At 47.1% G+C, this 24,585-nt stretch carries 13 protein-coding genes; 2 read left to right on the plus strand and 11 right to left on the minus strand.

Annotated elements, in window-relative coordinates:
- Window positions 1-223: 223 nt before the first annotated feature.
- The 11 genes from L0M14_RS19465 to L0M14_RS19510 all read right to left on the minus strand — a co-directional run bounded on the left by L0M14_RS19465 (window position 224) and on the right by L0M14_RS19510 (window position 22,033).
- Complete coding sequence (locus L0M14_RS19465) at window positions 224-1,273, minus strand: PKD domain-containing protein (protein WP_235118266.1); 1,050 nt, start codon at window positions 1,271-1,273, stop codon at window positions 224-226.
- A 717-nt stretch (window positions 1,274-1,990) separates the two neighbouring features.
- Window positions 1,991-8,314, minus strand: a complete 6,324-nt coding sequence (locus L0M14_RS19470; protein WP_235122965.1) for a CARDB domain-containing protein — start codon at window positions 8,312-8,314, stop codon at window positions 1,991-1,993.
- 39 nt (window positions 8,315-8,353) lie between these two features.
- Complete coding sequence (locus tag L0M14_RS19475) at window positions 8,354-9,598, minus strand: S-layer homology domain-containing protein (protein WP_235118267.1); 1,245 nt, start codon at window positions 9,596-9,598, stop codon at window positions 8,354-8,356.
- A gap of 416 nt (window positions 9,599-10,014) precedes the next feature.
- The gene (locus tag L0M14_RS19480) at window positions 10,015-11,724 is read right to left on the minus strand and encodes a methyl-accepting chemotaxis protein (protein WP_235118268.1); all 1,710 of its coding nucleotides are present in this window, start codon (window positions 11,722-11,724) and stop codon (window positions 10,015-10,017) included.
- 526 nt (window positions 11,725-12,250) lie between these two features.
- Window positions 12,251-13,429 (minus strand): lysophospholipid transporter LplT, encoded by a 1,179-nt coding sequence (lplT, locus tag L0M14_RS19485; RefSeq protein ID WP_235118269.1) that lies wholly within the window; start codon window positions 13,427-13,429, stop codon window positions 12,251-12,253.
- A 1-nt stretch (window position 13,430) separates the two neighbouring features.
- A complete protein-coding gene (locus L0M14_RS19490; RefSeq protein WP_311198742.1) occupies window positions 13,431-14,888 on the minus strand; it encodes an AMP-binding protein in 1,458 nt (485 codons plus the stop codon).
- Window positions 14,867-15,598: a 1-acyl-sn-glycerol-3-phosphate acyltransferase gene (locus L0M14_RS31600; protein WP_311198743.1), complete on the minus strand. Its 732-nt coding sequence runs from the start codon at window positions 15,596-15,598 to the stop codon at window positions 14,867-14,869. Before L0M14_RS31600 ends, L0M14_RS19490 begins: the two co-directional genes overlap by 22 nt.
- Window positions 15,599-15,809: 211 nt before the next feature.
- Complete coding sequence (locus L0M14_RS19495; protein ID WP_235118270.1) at window positions 15,810-16,553, minus strand: glycerophosphodiester phosphodiesterase; 744 nt, start codon at window positions 16,551-16,553, stop codon at window positions 15,810-15,812.
- Window positions 16,554-16,794: 241 nt separating this feature from the next.
- Entirely contained in the window at window positions 16,795-19,152 is a 2,358-nt protein-coding gene (locus L0M14_RS19500) for a glycoside hydrolase family 95 protein (RefSeq protein ID WP_235118271.1), read from the minus strand.
- Between the two features lie 177 nt (window positions 19,153-19,329).
- Window positions 19,330-21,060, minus strand: a complete 1,731-nt coding sequence (locus L0M14_RS19505; protein ID WP_235118272.1) for a permease — start codon at window positions 21,058-21,060, stop codon at window positions 19,330-19,332.
- Window positions 21,061-21,085: 25 nt separating this feature from the next.
- Window positions 21,086-22,033 (minus strand): aldo/keto reductase family protein, encoded by a 948-nt coding sequence (locus tag L0M14_RS19510; protein WP_235118273.1) that lies wholly within the window; start codon window positions 22,031-22,033, stop codon window positions 21,086-21,088.
- Window positions 22,034-22,288: 255 nt separating this feature from the next.
- On the opposite strand from L0M14_RS19510, the gene L0M14_RS19515 reads away from it, so the two are divergent.
- Window positions 22,289-23,173, plus strand: coding sequence for a helix-turn-helix transcriptional regulator (locus tag L0M14_RS19515; RefSeq protein ID WP_235118274.1), 885 nt, complete (start codon window positions 22,289-22,291; stop codon window positions 23,171-23,173).
- A gap of 327 nt (window positions 23,174-23,500) precedes the next feature.
- Complete coding sequence (serC, locus tag L0M14_RS19520) at window positions 23,501-24,508, plus strand: 3-phosphoserine/phosphohydroxythreonine transaminase (protein WP_405030792.1); 1,008 nt, start codon at window positions 23,501-23,503, stop codon at window positions 24,506-24,508.
- Window positions 24,509-24,585: the final 77 nt, after the last annotated feature.

The raw sequence follows: 24,585 nt of genomic DNA on the forward strand, positions 1-24,585 counted from the left end.
AAACACCTGCTGTTCAAAACACAGTACGCCGGCCTCGGATTTACCTGTAAACCAATTGGAATCGTTCAAGTGCGTGAAGAGAAAGGAACATGGAAGGGAATTGCTTTCATCTCGCTAAACAAAATATCGGGGTAAATGAGGTTATACATACGAAGTGCTTATACTTCAACTATATCAATTCGTATATCATATCATGGCATTCACAATTTTGTCAAACTTACAGTTATTGAACCCGATGAACTCCCACCGTTTTTTGAACGCTGCCAATGATCGTGATCGGAATGTCCTGCAGTCTCACAACACCGTTATGATATCGTATCTCAAAATGGATGGTCTGCAATCCCTCCGGCAAACCAGCTGTCAAGGAAAGAAATCTTTCATCAAACAACTCTCCTTGATATAGAGTAGGGTCATCGCTCTGGGCATCTAGTACTTCCTTAGCATATAAGGCACGTCCATCTAGGCCATCCGTATCAATCCAAGCCGTCACTTCGTCTACAGGTGCTGGTGAACTACGCGTCGATACCATAAATATTTCACCGGAGTAAAAATCTTTTGGCGGCGAATCGGTACGATGCCCCTTGGACTGATGATAGTCCAGCCACTCCGTTGTATGAGAGACATCCGATTCAATCGTAAGCGGAAGCGCGGTAATCACTTTTACCACGCGATCTTCGTCATACCCGTCAAACACGGTCAAGGTAACGGTATAGGATCCCGGTTGGAGAAACTTAATTCCAACGTTGAGTGTGTTGTAAGTTTCCATATGACCATCAGGGTCTAGCACCTGCCACTCATACTGAAGCGGATCACCATCCTCATCCGTCGAAAGGTTGACTAACGTTACTTGGTCCCCTTCCCAGACCGGCTTGGGCGACCAGTCAAAATCAGCATGCGGCGCTCTATTGATGTACAACCAAGTCTGAGCAGAGTACTCCGACCATACCATACCATCAGATACCCGGACTCGAACCCTCAGCTTCTGACCTGCCGGAAGATCACGGTCAACCGTCCAGCTTCCTGTATTCGAGCTTGTCCATTGATCCAGCTCCCCGGTATCCAGAATTAGCACATCATTCGTTTCATTCGTAATTTGAATTTCAGCATGCCTGAAAATCGTTCCCGGGTCAGGGTCTGTCTGCTCCCACTGAATAGTAGGACGCAAGCTGTTAAACACCGTCGGGTTATCCTTGCTTCCTGCTGGAATTTGCATCACCGCGGCAGGCGGACTATTCACCATATAGAAATAGGTAAGGATCGTCCTCGGCTTCACGTTAGGCTTTCCTTTTCCCCTTCTTCACACCGCACAGGCAGCTTTCACTGCATACGGCGTTCCATCTGGGCCCTTCGCCCAGACTATGCCCCTTCGCCATGTGAATGGCTTTCCCATTCTCGGACTACTACGGGCTGCTGCCCCACAGCTTCAGCAGGCATTTCCTCCATACTTAGGGACATCGGGCTCGACCGGCCCTTTTCATTCCCCGCTGTGGTTCTGTTGTTCCCTATACTTTAGCTTTCCATATGACCTTAGCTGCCTTCTATGACCCGGTTACCATCCTTTTGTCCGCAACTGGTGGACGTAAGAACTCTAACTTTGCAGGGTTAGTGAGGATATCCCATGGATGAATGGTTTACCCTCGGTAACACTCCTGAACTTTCTTTCAGCCATCTAGCTTCAGGAGCGGCGCTCTTCTTTAACTTCGAACGCCTATGGGTGACGAGCCGTACATTCAAAGGTTTGTCAGACTTTCCTTAGGAGAAAGTCATTCTCAGCATAGTCATTTTATAGCCCCCCGGCTACTTCCTTAACCGCTTCGCAGGTCCAGTTTTCGCCGACTTCACCGAGCTTTATACACAAACAGCGGTGACTGTCCGTGCATATCGGAGGATTAGGGTGTGTCAGCCAGTTTTCCAACACATCAGGTGCTTCCCCTGGTTCATCGGTATAGAGTTAGATTGTTTGGCAACCCCCTGATTTTATTGCGTATTTCTACGCAGATTGTACAGGAACAACACGCACCATCCATCCCAATTGACTCCAATCCGACCATACGGACTGTTCATTCATAACCCGAACTTGAACCTTTACCTTAGATCCAACCGGCAAATCTACATTTACTGTCCAACTGTCGGATAACTTCGTCCGATTCGCTGCAGGAACACTGATATCCGCGCTGGCAAGAACACGATTGTCTTCACTCCACAAGCGAATTTGCTGATAGGAGATCCGGCCGGTATCCTCATCTTGTTGATTCCATGTGATCGTCGGTTTCGTTACAGCCACTTGTGTCGGGGTTTCATAGGTACCTGTGGGATAGGTAAGTTCAACCGTAGGAGGACGCTGACTACCCAGCCATCCCTCATTCGACCATGGGGACCAGGCAACTTCATCCTTAACTCTGACCTTTACCTTCCACTTCTCGCTTGCCGAACCATTGATACGGTACTCAGCAAACCATGACCAAGCTTCCTGCTTCGTACTAAACGTTTGAGAGTAGGATTGATCGCTGCATGTTTCCTGCCCGCTCCAACCGGAGATATAACAAGAGGAGTACATCACCTCATACGCCGTATACGTTGTGTCTAGATCCATATCCGTCTGCGCCCACTGGATGGTCGCGTACGTTCCTGGCTGCAGGTAACTCGGCGTATCATGCGAGCCGTCCGGGAAAGTAAGTACTGCCTGCGGCAAATGGTTAGGCTTCAGTCCCACATCAAGCGTATTTACTGCCTGCCAGGACCATGCGCCAAATTCATCTTTCACTTGCAACCCAACGATATAGGTACCGGAGTCCGTAACTCTAGTAAGCTGGGTATTCGATGATGTGCCATCAGGAGCAATATACCAATATCTTCTCTCCACGATTCCGCGGCTTATTACATAACCCGGTTCATAATGACTGGTAGCTGCGTTGTATCGGTCAGGATCATAGCTGGTATCCTTCCATGTAACCGAACCGTCACTCTCCATGTTCAGCGTAAACTCGGCTATGGGTCTTCGATGAACGATGATACTTTTCTTAAATGTGTTAGAAGCCTTTCGATAAGGGTCAAACGTCATATTGGGGAATTTATACATAGGAAGTGGATAAGGGTCATCCATCGCTTGTAACGTCACATCCCATCTGCCTACACGATCTAACACGGGCTGCCCGGAAGAAAAGCTTTGGCCGCTTAACGAAGAAAGTTCGCCATTATCGATAAACATGGGAGTATGCGTATACGTCCATGAAAATGAACCCGCCATTGGATCGTTTTCTGGATCCTTCATGACAACATCATCGTATTTTAATTCAGCCTTGCCTGTTTCTTCATTCAGAATGGCATAATCTGAATCCCATGCAGCTGTCTCTGCATAAGGCTTCGTAGACATTCCACTGAAGGTAACAAAGCTTTTATCGCTAAATGGTCCATACCTCCCGCCTATTGGATACGTGTTGTCAACAATATCAGAAAAATAATTCACTTTATTCACCCAAACATTCAAGGTGTTCCCCATTGTACGAACTTTGACATTGTAGCTTTTACTATCCTGGAGGTTATACACCGATGATGCCAACACTGTTCTGACTCCGCCAACATATTTAGCCAGGTACATGCTTGAACCATCAAATTCAATGGCATAGCGATTCATTCCATCCTGCATCCGAAAGGAGAAACCGAACTTCTCGGTATCTACTTTATTTTGTTCCGTCTTAAAATTAAACAGGATCTCCGTATCACTAGCAGCGTTAGGCGATATAAACTGTCCAAACTGATAACGAGGTATAATCGGAACTGCTTCCGCAACCGGTCCTTTGTCAATCCAATAAACCGTATTCCCTGTTGGTGGATTATTAGGTGCTCCGCTCATGAATGAATAGTACATATAGCTGCTGAGCAGAAGGCCGTCTCCCATATATTCACTGAAGGGCTTCTCGCTCCTGATATCCGTGCCGGTTGACGAATGGCTCACCGTACCGGCAATGCGCCTACCTACTGCTGTATTGATATTGGAGCATTGATTAAAGATCGTAGCTGCGCAGGTGCCGGACTGCAGATTTCCAGATCCATCCGGATGCATCGGGAAGCTCATTCCTTCCAGCTGCGGGCTCCCCCACCCCCATACAGCACCTGTATCCATACTTATCGTATTATTGATGATGGAGTAATCATCCGTATAACCACTCGGTACCGTATACAATGTCTTAGTAATAAGAGTACGTGTCATTGGATTAACGATCATATTTTGTAAATTATCTTTCCAATTATGAATGAAGCTTCCACTGAAAAAAAGTGAATTTCCGCCGGTTCTAGCTCTCCAAACTAGATTGAAATTTTTATCGTATTTCGCCACATAAATTCCAAATTCCAGCTCGGGATAGTTCCTATAATTCCAATCCGTCCCTTTAAATATGGAACCGTCCGAATCCGTACAAACCTTTTCTTCATAAAAATAAAAATTCCCCTCCATGTCCGTATACGGATTATTCGTATAGTATTGGTTAAAATGACAAGATGTTGTGAGATACCGAGGCGGATCGTAGCTTCTGACCCTCCCTCCGTACTGTTGGTACTTCTTCTCGTAGGTCACGGATATCCATGGATTATTCGTATTTACCGGGATATCTGCGATATCAACTACATTTCCGTACCGATCCACTTCTGCATAGCTATCACCAAAAAAACCATTAGAGCTGTATGAACCTTGACTATCAAACAAAAATACGATGTGATCCCCTTTGTTCAGGGTTGCTTTCGTGACATTGCTACCGGGTCTATCAAAACAACCTATTAAAACACCATCCATAGCGTTATATGTGCATACCATCCAAACCGTATTATAGTAATAATTGTTCTTGCCACTGCTGTAGCTAACCGATCTCGGCGTATTTTTAGCAAAGGTCATATAGACGGTTTTTTCAGTAAATGTTTGAGTTACCGAACTGTACTCGATATTTTCCTTTACTTTGACCGTACTGGTTTGCGACCCGTTGCTATAGTATGGAACCTCTTTTTCCTGTAATAAGTTATCTGTCGGTAGATTTGTATAGTTCAACCAATAGTCGTATGGGTTTCCATCTAACCAATGGTAATGATACGTGTAGGTTGAAAGACAATCACTGCAAGAGCGTTTATCATCCTCGTCTACGGTTTGACTAATTTTGCCGATTTTGTTTTTATTTAATGCGTAAAAAGTTGAACCATAGGATTCGCCTACCGTTTTAAAGTATAGGTGTGTCCTGTCACTTTCGATCTGCGTATCCCCGCTTACAAAACTACCAGGAATGTAGTTCCCCGTCGGAGCTCCATCCTCGTATTCCGCGACTGGCAAAAGAAGCGGCTGTGAGTATGCTGGCGTTGGAGCCGTCATCGCTTTATAGACAGATAAACCATTTTTCCCAAATCCATTATCTGCTAAAGGCGAATTATACGCTTGGCCCTCACTTGGACCTGAAGGATTTGATAGTAGATTGATCCCGGGGTATTGCTTTTCCTTCCCCTTACCGGCTCCTGTCGTTAATGCTTCATTATCATTTTCCCAGTTATACACGGGACTCTTACTGATTAAGGTGTTGGAATTACTTGCTACTAGGGTCCAATTGGAGAGAATATCCGAGGCTTTATATGAGGTTGGCAGGTTCGAATCTGGATTCGGCTCATTGCCGGATAAGTCAAAGGATACCTCTGGTGCTTGGTTTATCACATCCATCACACCGGATTCCGCTTCCGCATATGCGCCGTATTCTTCTATGGTTCTAAGCTTGAATTTGTACTTGCCGACTTTCCCAGGGTTGAAAATGTACTTACTCATTGTTCCTGTTACCGGAACCCAATTTTCTGTCACATCATTGAATGTGCCGTCATTATTGGCATCATACCTATACCACCACAACGTCTGAGTAAGGGTATCTCCGTCTGGACTTGTTGATTCGTTTAAGATTTCATATTCTTCTCCTCGAATTCCTAATGCGGGAGCATTGATCTTGGCAAACGGTGGGGCATCAGGATGAACAATAATATTACAACTACTTGTGTTTTCGGAAGCCAATCCATTGGAATCATACACTTTGTTCAACGTAACTGTGACTGTGATGTCACTCGAACCTGTATTCGAATACGTTGACTGTTTGTTCGTCCACTCGTCTTTTGAATGATCAATGGTTAGGCCCAAGGGGCTACGGCTTTTATCGGCATTGATAGCTGACGGTGCTAACGGACGGTTGGATTTCATTTGCGTTGGTGCCTCACAAGCTGCAATAGGATTCGGTTTGACAACATTAATTGTAGCCGATCTCCAAGAGCTTTGTGAGCCTCTTGTGTCCGTCAGTTTCATCTTAACCGTGTGACTCCCTAATACATCAGCCTTAATGTTACTGAAGCGTTCGTCATGTTCATAAAATCCATAACCATTCTTGCTATCCCCCAAATTTTGAATCCATGGGTCCGTACTACCGGAAAAATCCCACGTCGGGAAAAAACCATCGCCCTCCGGATCGTAAGGCTCTTCGGGGGTCTTGGATTTATCTTTGATAATTCCGAGATCTACGTAGTTGCCTACTACAACTTCATTGATGTCTGGATAGTTATTCGTATTACCTCTCGCAAACCACCCAGGTGAGCCGAATGGTGGGTTGTTGTTGGGTGGGATCGTAATTGTGAAGGTCTTAGGACCGACTATCTTTTCGTTACCACATGAGGAAACGATCTTCATTTTCACATTAACTTGTCCTTCACCCATTCCACCGGGATAGGGAGGTCCGGAAAAACCTTGGGTCGTTGCTGACGACTTTGTATCAACGTAATCCCGTATTATACCATCCTGCTCGAAAATGAAGCCGAATTGGGTCATCTTGCATGCGACACCGTCTTTGGATCCTGTAACGGCTACACCAACAGGTAACATAGTATTGCTCCGTCCGTAGGGAAGCGTCGTTTTTTCAATACTGAAATCCCCATCTATATTCGGTGGTATCTCAGCAGGTGCGCATGTAGATTTTGGGGTCACCGTGATTGCTTTGCTGTTATCGGAAGGATTGTTCTCACCGGTAACTGTATCCACGATGACTGCAACGTTAAATCCCGAAGTTCCGCCGAAATTCTTAGTGAAATTTTCAGTCTTGCTAGCCCCAGCTGCAAGCCCCGTATAGTCATAGGTCTTGAAAGTTGTTCCGTCTATGACGACTTTGGCTTGGAATGGGGTCGTAATATCTGTGCCACCGCTGTTTGCTAAAGTAAAAGTGTAGGTTTCTGTTTTATTTACCTCAACACAGGAGGGAGCTGTAACAGAAATAGCTACTAAATTTGGTACATTTGGTGGAGGTCCATACTCAACTATAACCTCACCATCGTATTGGTTTGTGTATCCTTGTAAGTCTACTTTGAAAGCTTCATAGTAAGTTATAACCTTCGCACCATTTGGAGGTGTATTGATTTCTTGTGTTGATTCTTTGTCTGTAACCTCTGTAAATTGTTGTTGAAACGTCACACGGTATTGACCAGCATCATTTGTATTTGGTGCAACTTCGATAGACGAATCTGGAATTGATGATGAACGCACGAGTCCCTGCTGGCTATTTGGTCCCGGAATAGGGGCATTATCCTCATTCACGTCAGCGGATGTGGCAATAACTCCGTAAACAGCTGAATCAGGAATGGTTACTGCGTCGTCAGTTGTGAAAGGTCTATCAGAGTCTCTCTGCGCTCCTAAACTCAGAGATTGTAAATCATCACCAAAGTCGGTTGAAGAACATCCCGGAAATTTCGGCATATGATACCCTTTGATGTCTTCCGTCGGTGCGGATGAACTACGGTGAAATTTAGCTGGTCCAATATTAGATGGGCCGCAACTTATCTTCACTGGGTTTCCGCTTTTGTCAAAGACATCTGCGTACCAGTTTAGCCCCTGAGAACCTCCCGGAATGTACCGGTACCATGCGTAATATCCCCGTGTCCCTGTAGTGTTATCTGTAGAGACGACCTTTCTTTTCGCAAAAGTGTGTGTATCATTTACCGGTGCGATGTAATCTTTAACACCAATAGCTGCAGGTGGGGTTACATCTTCCCCATGATGCCATATTCTCTGAATAACATTACCTTCCGGAACATTTGTAATGCTAACGATCCCTCCAGACAGGTAGTTATTGGTTGAATAGTATTTTCCATCCGACCCATGCTTTGCTATATCAGAAGGAAAGTCAATCGGAGCAGTAACAGTACTTGGCGAGGCAGCGAAGACTTCCACAAGCTCCTCGCCTAAAAACTGTGTAATATCTAATTCAGCGCCCAATATGACAAGCATTAGAACGCTAATGTACCTTATGCATTTCTTCATCAGTTTCAAGCGGCCACCTCCTTTGCAACAACAATCAACTTATTTTTTTACAGGTTCGATATGAGTAATAGTGTGTGTCATATCATCTGAGGGTGGTATTGCCGGTACTTTAATAGCAATATTAATACCTAACTGAGAGTCTACACCTTTGGGTACGATATACGCGGCCATATCTCCCAATCTTTCTTTGAATACAAAGCTTAAAGTGCTCAATTTCCCATTAACTATAGTGTTCTTAGAATTAGGAGTCTTAAATCCGGTGAAACTCATCGCGAGTCCATACAAGCCAGACCTGTACAAACTAGTATCCTTATTAAAAACTTCATGTGACTTCACCAAAATCACATAGCTATTCATATAATCTTTTACATATGGCATTTTACTAAAATAATCCCCGCCATCATAAACTCGAAGCTTATCTATATCACCGAGCATAAAACGATTTGGATCGTTCGGATCTTCTAAGTCAACCGCAACAACCTGATCAACTTCTCCCTTGTACTTTTGATCTGGTGTTTCATAGACTAATTTTTCAGGAGTCCATTCATGTCCCGAAGGCTGAAGGCCACTAAATGCCGGAATCATCGAAAACAAATTCGTTTTCTTCAATGCGAGCTCAGCATTCGAAACCGCATACTTGTCTGTCTCCAACTTCTGGCCACTATTCAAGCTCAAAATTCGCTCGATTATTGTAACGGATTGGGCACGGGTCGTGCTTCCGTCCGGAGCTAGTTCCCCGTTAGCTAGCCCTTGAATTAACCCTTTGCTCGTGGCCATATACATCGCACCTTGGTCATTTAAGCTTACGATCTTTTGCTGTAGAGCTGGATCCGTTGCTCTAACCACGATCTTCGCCATTTCCACCCTGGAAATTGGCTTATTAAGCGTATCCGATGTAATCGAGTCCTCACGCACAATCCCTTTCTCAACCGCTGCTTTCATATACGGTACATACCACTCGCTTCCATCAGTGCTGCCCGAAACCGGCAACTGAGTAGCGGTAACAACCATTTTGATAAATTCCGCAGTGCTTACGTAATTCTCCGGTCTAAAGGAACCATCACTATAGCCATCTACATATTTCTTAGCAATAGCTGTTGCTACAGCTTTCTGAGCCCAATGATCACGCATATCAGCGAACCCAGTCGGGTTATCATCTGCCATGATTGGCATGGTATGTAACGTAGATAGTACGAGTATTCCTACCGAGATGGTCAAAAGCTTCTTCTTAATGCTTGTTTGATTTCTAGGGTTTGTTTGATTTGTAAAGCTCAATTCCTTCACTACTAATCACTCCTCATTTAAAAATCTAGCGTGTAGAAGCTATACGATTTTTTCCTTATAGCCCCTCATCATGTGGGTTCTACTCCTTCTCCTTTCCTTCATAATTAGCAGGAACAAGTACTCTCTTTTATGCAGCCAAACAATAAAGTCGCTGTTTTGCTGGGCTACGTGGATGTTTAACTCTCGATACTCCCCCATCCAAAATGTGACTTCATCACTTATTGGTAGTATGGCACAATCATTTTGTAAACGTCTACCATAAACTACCCAATACTCCCAAATAAACACAAAACCGCCCGTACGTCGCCAATTCAGCGATCATACAGGCGGTTCTTCCGCTTGTCTCCCCCAAAATACCATATTCTAGTAGATAGTTCAATAGTAGTTTACAATAGCCCTTACTTGTTTACGCCTAGCTAGACCACAAATTTGTGCAGCGAAATTTGCAGTTCCTCCGCAAGGCCAGCCAAGGCTTTTGCCGAATTCTCGATCTCCTCTGTGGTGGATTGCTGCTGCTGACTGGCGGCCGATGCTTCCTGGCTCACGCCGATTCCCGTCTGGGAGACAGAGCTCACTACATTCATAACCTGCTCGATACGCGTGTTGGAGTCTACTAGCTGATGGATAGACTGATTAACATCATCCACCTTGGCATTCACTTTCTCAACAGACGCCGCAATTCGGGCAAAGGATTGCTGCACTCGCTCGGATACCGCTAAGCCTTCTTCAACCTTATTCGCTTCCCCCTGCATGGAGACCACCGCTTGATGAATATGTGTCTGTATGGTCTCGATCAGTCCCGTAATGGTACGAGCCGATGCGGACGACTGCTCCGCTAAATTACGAACTTCACCCGCTACGACGGCAAATCCTCGTCCCGCCTCTCCGGCTCTGGCTGCTTCAATCGCAGCATTCAAAGAGAGCAGATTCGTCTGCGTTGCAATTTCGTTGATAATCTTGACGATGCTACCGATCTCATGGGCGCTGCCGCCCAGCGCTTCAATGACGCCGTTCACTTCTTGAACGGACCCTGCTATTTCATGCATTTGTCCAACAATGGAAGCTACGGATTCCTGACCGTTGCGGGCAGCAGACGTTGCTTCATCCGCCAATACCGCCACCTCTTTTGCGGAATGATCGATCTGTTTGGTGCTCACCGACATGACCTGCACAGCCTCATTCGCTTCCGTAACTCCTGCAAATTGCTTGTCAAAATCCTCTGAAAGCTGCAAGCTCGATGCGGCAACCTGCTTGGCAGCAACTGAACTATGCTCGGCGCTAGCCAGAAGCTCCTCAGAGCTCGCGGATAAGGTCAAAGCGTTATCGGCAATTTGACTGACAAGTCCACTCCAATTATCCATCATGACATTAAAAGCTCTGGTCAAACTGCCGACTTCATCGTTATATGGATAGTGGCCCTTTGCAGATAAGTCACCGCCAGCTGCTTTTTCAAGCTGGGTCTGCAAATTTTTGATCGGACTACTGATCAGGCGGTTTAGAACAATCGCATTTAACGTCATCACGACTATGGCAAGGGCGATACATACAAGGATGAAGCCGTGTGCGTTTGCAGAATCATGCGCATTGCTGTTTTTCAGGTTCTCCGCTCCCTGCTCCTTTAAGCGGATCAGCTCATTCAGAGAATCAATGGTCGCTTCGCTTTGCGGGGATACCTGGTTGTTATAAACCTGATAGGCCACTTGATTATTTTGCGTAGCTTGTTCGATCGCTTTGGCCATGACCTCTCTGTATTTCGAATTGGATTCCTTGAATGTTTCGAAGCTTGCCTGCTCTTCGACATTCATCGGCATATGAGACAGCTTTTCTACCAGATCGTCATTCGTTTTGAACGAAGTTTCCAGCCCCGTCTTCAGCTTATTTTTAACATTCATATCAAGAGTCAGCATCATCTCGAACATGTCCGATTCCGTTTCGGTAAAGCTGATTTTCAATTGATTGATCCATTTCACCGAGAGAAGCCCTTCCTCGTACATAATGGATGACCCATCCGCCATCTTGTCCATATAATAATAGCCTGAAATACCTACCATCAGCATAAAAGCAATGGCGATCCCATTCATGAGCAAAAGCTTGAATCGAAGTCTCATATTTCTTAACAGGGACAAGCTCCATAGCCCCCTTCTTTCCAGTAATTGTATGCAATTTCTCCACATAGTGCACAACCCCATTCTTGATGTCTTCTATTATGTAAGATAACATAACACAGTAATTAACCTACGGTTATTTTACAAAAGCAAATGGGTGCTGTAAAGCGAAAAATGAAGTAAACGCATACATGAATTCGTACGCATCTCTTCATCTTTTTAGTAACATTGGGGGATGCATACATGAATTCTGGATTGGTTCACCAAATTATGATAGGTGACCTCACACGTGAAGTGATAGGCAAGTCAGGCACAAAAAAAGGACCCTATAAGGTCCCTGGATCCGTCGAGCTTCAGTAGCTTTTCTCCGAGCGCTGTTGACATTGTGTTATTCGTTTGAAATAAGAGCTTTCTAAGGTAATAACAAACTGTCAAAGGAGCCCGATACGCTTCTCCGAAAACTACTCCGTTCTAGATTTATCAACAGTTCTCAGGACCATACAAAGTCCCTGCTTTAATCATTGAAAGTTGTTTCGCCAATTCCTTCTTATACGGCTGCTTGAACTGCCTTCAGCCGCTTTCGCTGAACGACCAGGTAAGCAATGAATCCCGCCAGTATCGCCGCGATGCCAACGATGGATATGTCTGTCGATATGCCTGCTTGAGAGATTTGTGTATAGGCGCCTACCCCAAGCAGCATAAGCGCATTTTCAACCAAATTTTGAACCGCGATGGTTTTTCCCGCTCCGACCATATTCTGTCCTTTATCCTGCAAAACGGTATTCATCGGAACAATGAAGACTCCGCCGCTAAATCCAACCAAGAGCAGAAGCGCAATCGTGAGATAGAGGTTGGAAATGACGGTAAACAGCAGAATCGCGACAATCATGATCATGCCGAACACATAGGAATTGTAATACTTGCGGGCTGGAATCAGCTTCGGCGTGGTCAAAGCTCCGATCATGATGCCGATTCCCGTTACAGCCACCAGCATAGAGATTTGATCGACAGAATGAATGCCCAGGTGCATAGGAACCCATGCGATAATGGCCAGTCGCACAACGGAAGATGCCATCCAGAACGAGCCCGTGCCGACCAGCGAGAATCTCGTTGTACGGTCTTTCATCAGAACGGCCAGATCCTTCCAAAATAGCTTTGCTTCCTTGCCATAGTGAATGTCCGGATTGCCTGCAACCCGCGGAATGAGCGTGGTCATCGCCAAGGATAGCAGATAAAGCGCCAGACAAGCGGCAATCGAAATGGGTAGCGAATACTTAGCCAGCAATCCTCCGCAAACAGAGCCGGTCAAAATAGCAAGGATCGTATATCCTTCGATCTTGGCGTTGGCACTGAGCAGCTCCGTATCCGAGTGGGTCAGCGTTGGTAGAATGCCGTATTTTGCTGGAGAATAAATGGCTGCCCCGATCCCGACAATACCGTAACAAACAGCCGGGTCGAGATGTGCAAATAAAGCGATGATGCCTAAAGATTTGATCGCATTTCCTATTAAAAGCACCGAAGATTTGGCATTCTTATCCGCAAACGCACCGACAAAGGGAGCCAGAATGACATACGCAACCAAGAAGGAAGCCTGCACAACGCCAATATAAAAATCCGGATAAGCATCCCTTTGGATGATTGCCAGCGTGATAAACAAGATCATATTATCGGCAAAAGCGGATAGAAACTGCGTCAGATACAAGGTATTCAAAGGTTTTATTTTCATATTAGTTTCGCTCCTGTCCGTGGACTTCATAGTGGGCGGCTAGCTTCCGTAATGTCACGTAATCGACTTTCCCGCTGCCCAGAAGAGGCAGCTTCTCTACATAGCGCAGCTCGGATGGCATGTAAATCGGCGATTGGCCCTGCTGCTTCATATATTCCTTCACCTTCTGAATATGGGCGTCAGGATCATTGTGGTAGATCACGATGCGCTCTCCCTTTCTCGCGTCGGACACACTAACCGCAGCACACATCGCGCCCGCCATAGCGGCTGCAACCCATTCCTCCACCATCGGCAGCGACACCTTCTCTCCCCCGATTTTGGCAAAGGACTGCAATCTCGCCTGAATCGTGATAAACCCCTGCTGATCTACTTGCACAACATCCCCACAGCTGTACCACTCCGGACAAGGAACAAAGCCATGCTCATGAATCAGGTATCCTTTCATCACGTTAGGACCTTTCACAACCAGGTTCCCGCCATGTTCAATGCCTTCTACCGTCTCCAACCGGTATTCCATGCCTGGCAGTATGCGGCCTACGGTCCCTTTTTTCATGTGCATCGGTGTATTCAAGCTGACTACAGGAGCCGTCTCTGTAGTTCCATACCCCTCCAGGATGCGAATACCGAATTTATCCATCCACACCTGGCGCACTTCCTCCTTCAGCTTCTCGGCTCCCGCAACCACATATTTCAGCGAATGGGCAAAATCATACGGATGTGCCGTGCGGGCATAGGCCGACAAAAAGGTGGAAGTACCGAATAAAATCGTGATATTGCGGTCATAGACAAGCTCAGGAATGACTTTGTAATGCAGCGGATTCGGGTACATGACCACCTTCATTCCGGATAGAATCGGCAGCATCGTACCGGCAGTAAGTCCAAAAGAATGAAACATCGGCATAGCTCCTAGCACGCTGTCCGTCGAATTGAAAGCGATCACCGTCCTGGCCTGCTGGATGTTGGCGTACACGTTACGGTGAGAAAGCACAACGCCCTTAGGCTTGCTTTCACTTCCCGATGTGAAGAGGACAACTTCATTTAAATCTTCGCTCACCGGTCCCTTTGCCTGCCGCAAATAATCGGTAAACCCGATCCATTTCTCTCTCAACGAGATGGAGGCTCTTACATCCTCCAAATAGATAACCTTATAAACACGCTGAGCTTCTTCTACGAAATCTGCTAATCCGGCTTTTTCTACAAATGCCCTTGATGTTAAAATGCTCCTCACACCCGCTGTTTCACATGCATCCAGCATGGTCATCTTACCGGCGGAGTAGTTCAATAGGGCAGGAACCAAGCCCAAACGGAACATAGCGAACAAAGTAATAACTTGTGCCGCGGAATTCGGCAGCAGAACGGCTGTGTACTTTTGCCCCGACAATACCGGTTTTAATCGCGCAGCCATCGTATAGGTGCTCAGAATAAGCTTCTTATAAGTCAAATTCGTGCTGCTGACCATATCCTCACAGATCGGAAAGAAGAACCATGCAGCTTGGCTGCAGCCAGCAGCTCATTAAATAAATTCAGCTCCTGCTTCATTCGGCTGGCAAACAGATGGTTCTGCATCTGGGTTCGGATCGTTTCGGTGGCCCGTTCTTTTTGAACTCGCATCGAATCCTGGCCTTGCAGCTCCACTTGAAAAGGCTTCCCGATCACAATACTCACAGCTGGAAACATACGCTGCTTCAGCTTCCCTTTCATATAAGAGAGCTTGGAATACTCAAGTCCATGAATGGCTATGGGCACCATCAGCGCTTGAGATTTTAGAGCAATGTAACCAATTCCCCCGTACACTTTCATCATCGCGCCATTCGTGGTGATTCGTCCTTCTGGGAAAACGACAAGCGGCGTTCCTTGCTGTACGGTTTTGAGCATTTTTCGAACGGAATAGGGATTCAAGGGATCAACGGGAATATGGGTACGAAACATAAGAAGCCAGGCGAATCGTTTGGCAATCTGGGTGTTGACGACAAAAGCGGCTTCCTTAGGCAAATATAAAGCAAGTAGAACGGCATCCAATAAGGACACATGGTTCGGTATCATCACGGTATGTTTGTTAAAATCAAGGTTCTCGAGGCCCTCCACTCGTAGGCGGAACAAGCTACGCAGTAAAGGACGCAAACAGGGAAGAAGCAATCTGAAAATGATCGCAAACAGTTGCTTGAGCATATGGCATCCTCCTAAACAGCCGGGTCATTTGCGCCTAGTCTTGAAGGCACATCTTATTACCAGGTCTTAATTACATTGTATGCAATTCAGCCGTTTCGTGTAGTACTAACTTTGGGTAGTACCGGAGCCAATGCCCATTTAGTAAGAAAGCCTCAGGTCGTCGAATCACCTAAGGCTGCTGCTCTACTACTTGCAAGTCAAGCAAGCTCTTCTATGTATGTCTGCTACCAATCACATCCGCCAAACGCGCCGGAAAATCCGTAATGATACCGGAAACGCCAGCCTCAATCAAACGTCGATACTCCTCTTCCCGATTTACCGTGTAGGGATATACGTGCAAACCTTTTTCCACAGCAAGCTTAATATCTGATGCTCCGATTCCCTCATAGTGCGGGTGCAACGAATAGACCTCTACGCCTAACAGCTCGGCATAGGCCGAATGATCAATCAGGTTCGCCGCATAGAGAAGCCCCACTTGAAGCTCAGGCTCAGATACCTTCAACCGCTTGATGCATTTATGGTCAAAGGAAGACACGACCACATCCTGCATCCGGCCGCTCCTGCGCAAAAAGGACAGCAGCACATGCTCCATTCTTCCCTCATACGCATGCTTGACCTCTACATTAATCAGCTTGCCTTCCGGCACCGCTTCAAAAACCTCGCGCAGCGTAGGAACGCGCTCACCGCGGAACGCATCCCCAAACCAAGCCCCCGCATCCAGTTGTTGAATGGACTCCAAGGACTGCTGAACGATATAGCCCGTTCCATTTGTCGTCCGATTCAGAGTCGGATCGTGGCACACTACGATCTGCCCGTCCTGCGTCAAGTGGACATCCAATTCAATACCGTCTGCTCCTTGCTTCAAAGCAAGCTCGAAGGATGCCAATGTATTCTCGGGCGCTTCGCCAGCGGCCCCTCTATGACCGATAATCAAAGGTCGCTTCACTTGGTTCATACTCACACTCCTGCTTCGTTAGAATTTACCAGTGATTCATTATAGATGAATTCTATTCGCTATGCCCAGTTAAGATTTTATAAACCAAAATCACCGGGTGGAAGCCTCGAATTTGGCTCGCCAAATGAAGGGCCTTCCTTGAATTTCCATCATCTGATGGTGCTGCGATTAGCGGCATATTGTGTGTCTAATCCGCCTATTCAAAAAGCAATCATGCTGCATGTGTGCGGCAATGCTGCCTTTACCTGGCATATATCAAATACGTCTGACCCGCCTGCACGGTAAAGCTTGTCACAGATGGCTCACCGCTCTCCACTGCATCAGCAAGCTTAACCATAGTACCGTCAGCAGCTTCAATCCGGATCAGACCTGAGCACCGAAGCTTGCAAATCCCCGTCTGCTCGGCACGTATGACTGCGTGCTGCAATCTGCCTCCTTGCCACTGCATATCAATCTCCATGCCGCCCCTTGCCCGCAAGCCTTTCACCGAGCCATTGCTCCATGCCTTAGGTAGCGCAGGCAGCAGCCTGATTTCACCGTTATGGCTCTGCACAAGCATCTCCACCATACCGGCCGTTCCACCAAAATTACCGTCAATCTGAAACGGAGGATGTGCGTCGAACAGGTTCGGATACGAGGATTTTGCCAGCATCGTCCTGACGTATTGGTGAGCCTGCTCGCCATCCCCCAGTCTAGCCCAGACGTTAATGATCCAGGCACAGCTCCAGCCCGTGTGCCCGCCGCCATGGGCGAGTCTGCGCTCCAACGAGGTACGTACAGCTGCCGCCCACTCAGGTGTCTCATACAAATCAATTTCACTTCCCGGATAGAAGCCGTACAGGTGAGATAGATGACGATGCCCCGGGGACTCCTCCTCAAAATCACAAGACCACTCCATAAGCTCCCCATGCTGTCCGATCTGATATGGCAGCAATCGCGACCGCGCACTCTCCAGTTGTCCCTGCAGTGTACCATCAACCTCTAATAGCTTCGCAGCTTCAATCACCTGCCCAAATAGTTCACGGATAATAGCCATATCCATGGTCGTGGCAACACTGACACTGCACTTGTCACCATCACGAGTTAGAAATAGATTCTCCGGGGTCGTAGAGGGTGCGGTTACCAAGTATCCATCCTCTCTCTCAATCAGCCAATCCAGACAAAACAAAGCCGCTTCCTTCATTGGCTCGTAGGCTTCATGCTTCAGATATTCCCGGTCCCCAGTAAATAGATAGCGCTCCCATAAATGCCTGGACAACCATGCGCCCCCCATCGGCCAAAAAGCCCAGCTCGCCGATCCGGTAACCGGCGCAGTATGGCGCCAAAGATCAATATTATGATGAGCTGTCCATCCCCGGCAGCCGTAGTGCAGACTTGCTGTCCTTCGTCCGCTTCTGCTAAGCTCCTGAACAAACCTCAGCATCGGTTCATGACACTCGCTTAGATTAGCCGGCTCTGCCGGCCAGTAATTCATCTGCGTGTTAATGTTAACCGTATAATTGCTGCGCCATGGCGGACGTATCTCCCGGTTCCAGATCCCCTGCAAATTAGCTGGCTCTGTCCCGCTTCTCGAGCTGCTAATCAGCAGGTATCGACCGTATTGAAACAATAACGCTTCCAGTCCGGTGTCTTGCTCACCAGCTTGAACCCGGGCAAGCCGCTCATCTGTGGCTGCCTCGTCTCTGGAATCTGATTCGCCCAGCCCCAGCTCTACCCGATTAAATAACTGTTGATAGTCCGCAAGGTGCCGCTCTTTCAGTTCTTCGTAAGAAATTCTTCCTGCTTCTTGTAGGATGCGCTCACAAATGGCGTAAGCATCCTTTCCATTTTCCACAGGGTCCGTTTCGTAACCGTTAAATGTCGTTGCAGCCGTGAGCAGCAGAACGACGGAATGAGCGCCGTTTACCTCGATTTCATGATCTTGCGATATCGTTAACCTTCCGCCCTCAGCTAGTACGCTCATGCAGACCTCGAAGCCCATACCTTTGCCGTCATAGGTAATTTCCGGCCAAATCTGCGATGGTGCTGCCCCGTTCAATCGAATATAACTTTCCGTGGCAGAGCAAGCATATGGATGCGGACTGTCGAGCGAAACGCCCAGTGTAACTTGACCGGGCAAATCAGATTCGATCCGAACGACTAGCACCTGATCAGCAGCGGATAGAAACGATTCCCTTTTGTACTGAACACCATTCACTTCATATTTCACGCTGGACAAAGCCGTATGTAAATCCAACTCTCTTCTATATCCGATTTCATCCGCATCATGCAGGGTTCTAATGTTCAGGTTCCCAAGCGGCTGATAGGCTTCGCTATCCTGAGCCAGCATGTTGGACTCAATGATTTCCTGCGCCTTCATATATTCGCCATTCAACAAAGCCGCTCTTGCGAGAGGTACATGTTGAATCGCTTCCCGATTGAGCTTATCCTGCGGATAGCCTGACCACAGCGTATCTTCGTTAAGCTGGTAAAGTTCCTCACGTACCCCGCCAAAAATCATGGCTCCCAAGCGTCCGTTCCCAATCGGGAGCGCCTCCGTCCACTGTGCAGCCGGCTGTTTATACCATAAGGCTAGATTGTTTGATGGTTTGCCGTCCAACGTTCAAACCCCTTTCTCACCTTGAATGTTATCGGTAACTCTAATTTGTAAAATCTTCCTTCTCAAATTTATTTTAGTATGAGCTCAACCTTATTACAATGAAAAACTCCCCCAGGTACGCAGCTTAAACGCTGTTCATTACCTTAGAGGAGTTCCACTTATGGATCAATTCTTCAGTTAGACCGGCTGTATCCGGAATGCTGCAAAGGATGATGGATAGATCTTGATCTCATACTGCGAACTTCCATCTTCCAAAACGCTTGATTTACGAGCCTGCGGCCTGCCAGATAGTGTCTCCAGTTGATAACCTGCGCGCACGTTCAAGTTCCATTTTTCCGGCAGAACAGAAAAATTTTCCACAACGAAGGTATCATTGTCATAAGCAAACCAACCGGCGCCGCCTGACCCTTGCAGCGAATAGGACGGAATCATGCCGGACGTGCATATTTCCCTTATCTTTGTCACAACAGGGACTGGCAGCTTACGCAGCTCATCTACGTTATCCGGTATGACCAGTGTATAAACCTTCCCCTTACTGTAGTTGTCATACATGAGAACAGGAATATTGTTCTGTCCTTCCAAAGCAACGATCGATTGCCAGGTACCGTTTGTACTATACTCCAATACCGGGTAGGTAATGGTCTCAGCAGATCTGGTAAACTCATCAAAGGTGCAAATGGATGTATCCACAGCAAAACGGCTGACATCCAGCTTTTTCCCTGTGACACGCAGAGTTGTAAACTCTTCGATACCTTTGCCCTGAAGCTTCTCGATGAAACCTGAGGTCATGATGATCTGTCCGCCAGCTTTCAGATACAGCTTCATGCGTTCGAGGACTTCACTGTCTCTTGCAGCATCTGCTGTAAGAAGAAGAGGTGCTCCTCCCGACTCCGAATTTGGAAATTGTGGTGTGGGTTCCATCGGGATACCGAGCATGCCCAAGTAATCGTACAAATGATCCTCGCCCTTAGCATGATGCGGTTCGTAAACAAGGACACCAAGAGGCTGTCCCAGTCTCCCTGCGAGCGGGTCGAGCTTATCCAACTGAAAACCGAGCGGCGGTATGTAGAGAGAATCTTTAAGCAAGCTATAGCAGAACAAGGTCAGTTCTTTGGCTTTCCCGAATACCGTCAAATAGGCCTGCTCGAGGTAGTAGTCGATATACGTGCAGTCTAAGCTGTCAAACCATCCTCCGCCATTGCTGCCCGGCTTCAAATTCTCCATCCAGCGAAGCAGCGAATAAGACGCATACCGCGGAATGTGCTGTTGGCTGATCGCGGGGTCGCGGGTTTCGGTGCCTGTATAGATGCCGTCAAAAATGACCGGCTGCTTCTCCGTATTATAGCCCGTCGCTTGATAAGCCTCATTCCAGTTAGGGAATTTGATGATCATTTTGGAATTCGGATTCACGGCTCTAGCCGGCTTCATGATGAGGTTCTCCGATACCTCTGTCATCAGCTCGAGGCGGAATTCTTCCCAGGAACGGTCACCTTTGCGGGCCAGACAATCGTCGCAGCCGCAATTCGTAAAGAAGAAATCGTCAAAAATAACCTCATCGAATACAGCTGCCGCATTCTCAACAGCTTCCTGGAATTTGGCGCGAGACGCTTCTTCCGTGTAGCAGATGCCGCCGAACAATCGCGAGTAACCCGGACGATAAGCTTCACCCAATGTCGGCGTAATGCCGCCGGCAGTCTGGATGCCTCGAGCTTCGAAGAAGCTCTTCAGCTCCATCAACCGCTCTCGACTCAATGACACGTCGCCGCGATGATTCTCTATATACACTTTAGAAACCTTGAGGTGCTTCTCAAAGAAATCCATCTCTTGGGCAATCTGCTCCAGACTGCTGTTCAGACAACCTGCCGTACAATAAATAGCCAGCTTAAAATTCTCGTAACCCTTCCCCATACGACCACTCCTCGGCAACTTAGATTCAGGCAAGAATATCTTCGATTTTTTGTACCGTTTCAGCATCCAGCACAACACCGGAGGCCTTCACATTTTCCTCAAGCTGATCAATTCGGGTGGCGCCAACAAGAGCACTAGCTACATTAGACTGACGCAGGATCCAAGCTAGCGCAAGTGTGGACATTGACATCCCCAGTTCATTGGCAAGTCCAATCAATTGTTCCACCTTATCCATATGACCCTCACTCAGGAAGTTAAAAATCCATGCATTCGCTGTAGGATCATTAGCGCGGCTGCCTTCAGGAAGCTGCTGTCCCTTACGGTATTTACCTGTTAAAACACCTTGAGCAAGCGGTGAAAAGACAACCTGCGAAATGCCGTTTTTCTCGCTCACCGGAATGACCTCTGACTCAATGCCGCGGTAGAACATGTTATATTGAGGCTGGTTGACGACAATACGATCCAGCAAATATTTATCAGCCACTCCAAGCCCTTCTTGAATTTGAGCTGCAGTCCATTCGCTCACGCCGACATAAAGCACCTTGCCTTGACGAACCATATCCTCGATGGTGCGCAGCGTTTCATCAACAGGCGTCTCGGGGTCATAGCGATGGCAGTAAAAAATGTCCACATAATCTGTTTGCAACCGCTTTAAGCTGGCATGAATCTGCTCAAACACATGCTTGCGGGACAAGCCCTTATCATTGGGGCCTTCCCCCATGGGCCAAAATGCTTTGGTTGCGAGAACGTAAGAGTCGCGTTTATAAGATTTCAGTGCTTTACCCAGCAGAATCTCGGCTTCGCCCTGTGCATATACGTTAGCAGTATCCAAGAAGTTGATCCCAAGCTCGAACGCTCGCTTCGTTAGTTTAGCAACTGTTTCTTCGGCTACGGAATTACCGTATGTCAACCAGCTGCCAAGACTAATTTCACTTACTTGTAAACCGGTTCTTCCTAATTTACGATATTTCATTGTTCATGCTCCTCACTTCAGCTCTTAATCTTATTTTTTGATGCAACGTCGTGTTCAGTACATGATGAGTTGGTTGATAACTTAGGCGCTGCTCTGAGCTGCCGAAGATCCCCATCCCATCCTTTGAATAAACGCGCGTTAATTCTCGTTCATTCACATTATAGATGGTATACTAGAATTCGAGTATCATATTTTCAACCTAATCTATCAATATTCCAACTTTTCCATACTGCTCATTCACAGGAGTTTATAACCATGACCATTCTGCAATTTACAGCCCCTCCGCTGCCCTACTACATCTCAACCGGGTTTAGTATGGCACAAATTGGAAGAAAACATCCCGAACGTTATCAAATCGGGGAATTTGATCTGCTCGTTGTTAATAAAGGCTGCCTCTATGTAGGCGAAGAAGACAAGCATTATGAGGTATCCGAAGGTCATGCGCTAGTCCTCCGGCCGGATCTTCATCATTATCCCACGGAAGGCAACCGAACGGAGACCGGTACCTTCTGGCTGCATTTTCAGACGCAAGGCTCTTGGAGAGCTATCGAGCAGAGAGACCTACATACTAGCTACTCCGATCCGGAGGAACGTACGCAAGAATCTAACAATTTCAGAGGACAAGCCTTCACCATACAAATCCCGCAATTCACAAAGCTTTTACAGCCGGCAAAAGTGTATGAAAGCCTTCAGCAGCTCCAAGCGTTGGAAAAAGATTCCCATCAGAACTGGGTTCGCTGGAAGCAGCAAACCATTCTGCAGGAAATACTCGGGCAGCTCAGCGCATCCTTGGAATCACAGGTTGTTAAGCCTTCGGCTGCTGTTGCCGACCAAGCGGCTTCGTATTTGCGCCTTCATTATCGGGATAGTGTAACTGCACAGGAGCTCGGAGAAGCTATCAACTTCCATCCGGTTTATATTGCACGCTGTATGCAAAAAGAATTCGGCTGCTCACCGATGGATTACCTGCTCCGATACCGGGTGGAGCGCGCCAAGCTGCTGCTGCTGCAAACGGATCTTCCTGTTGCTTATATTGCCGAGGAAGTCGGCTTCAACCATGCGGCCTACTTCACCTCTTGCTTCTCCAAATACGAAGGGATTACTCCCAGGACCTACCGTCAGCAGTTTGCAAAAAAATAATTGGACGCGCACACTAGACTAGCGGTAAGTACATCCCCCACTCGATCTAAACAGATTGCCTCTTGCCGTTTGATTGACTTTACGCTATACTTCATAAAACAATGAATACCAGATTATGCCTATGAAGAGAATCCAACTCGGAGGCGTTATCGCCAAGAACGGCTGCTTCACTGCCGAACTAAGTTAACCGGAACCGCCCGTTACCGCGGAACCAAGAGAAGGAACTTTCGTTCCTTAATTTGGGTGGCACCGCGAGCAAACGCTCCTCGTCCCAATCGGATGAGGGCGTTTTTTGTTTTCTACAACCTATACGGGAGGAACTAAACGATGACAACACGCTTGTACAATTTTAATCCTGGACCCGCCGCGCTGCCGCTTGAGGTACTGGAAGAAGCTAAGGAACAATTCGTCTACTATGGAGGCAAGGGCATCTCGCTCTTGGAGATGTCTCACAGGAGCCGAGACGTTGAACAGCTAAACGAAGAAACACAGCAGCTGCTTCTTCGAGCATTGGATTTAGAGGGAGGAAATTACCATGTACTGTTTATGGGTGGCGGAGCCAGCACTCAATTCGCTCTACTCCCCCTTAATTTTCTAAAACCGAATGAAACAGCCGCCTACGCACTGACAGGAAGCTTCGCAGAAAAAGCTTACAAAGAAGCCAGCTTTATCGGACGTACTCACATCATCACAAGCTCACGTGATAACGGATGGCGTCATGTACCTGATCTCACTGAATCTGATCTCCCTAGTAGCCCTGCCTATGTTCACATTACGACTAACAATACAATCGAGGGCTCCTGCTATAAGCGGATACCTGATCTCGGCTCCTCTGCCTTGGTTGGAGATATGACCAGTGATCTACTCAGCCGTAAGCTTGATTTGAGCAAATTTTCCCTGCTTTATGCCGGAGCACAAAAGAATTTGGGGCCGGCAGGCGTGACCGCGGTCATTGTTCGAGATGATTTTCTCAAACAAGCCTCCAACGATATACCCACTATTTTTCGCTATACAACCTTTGCTCAAAATAAATCGCTTTATAATACTCCTCCAGTTCATTCCATCTACATGATGAATCTTGTCTTGAAATGGTTCATACGGCAAGGCGGGATCACGAAGCTGGAGCAGCTCAACCAACAAAAAGCCGAACTGCTATATCGTGTCATCGATGAAAGCGGGGGCTTCTATAAAGGAATCATTGATCCTCCGTATCGTTCCCATATGAATATCACCTGGACAATGAGGAATGAAGCTGCAGAAAAAAATTTTATCCGTGAGAGCATGGAACATGGATTTGAGGGTCTGGCCGGGCACCTGCAGCGTAGGTGGACTTAGAGCTTCTGCCTACAATGCAGTTCCTTTGGAAGCTTGCCGCGCTCTAGCGGACTTTATGGTCCATTTTCAGAAGAAGT

The sequence above is a fragment of the Paenibacillus hexagrammi genome (assembly GCF_021513275.1).
GTDB classification, from domain to species: Bacteria; Bacillota; Bacilli; order Paenibacillales; family NBRC-103111; genus Paenibacillus_E; species Paenibacillus_E hexagrammi.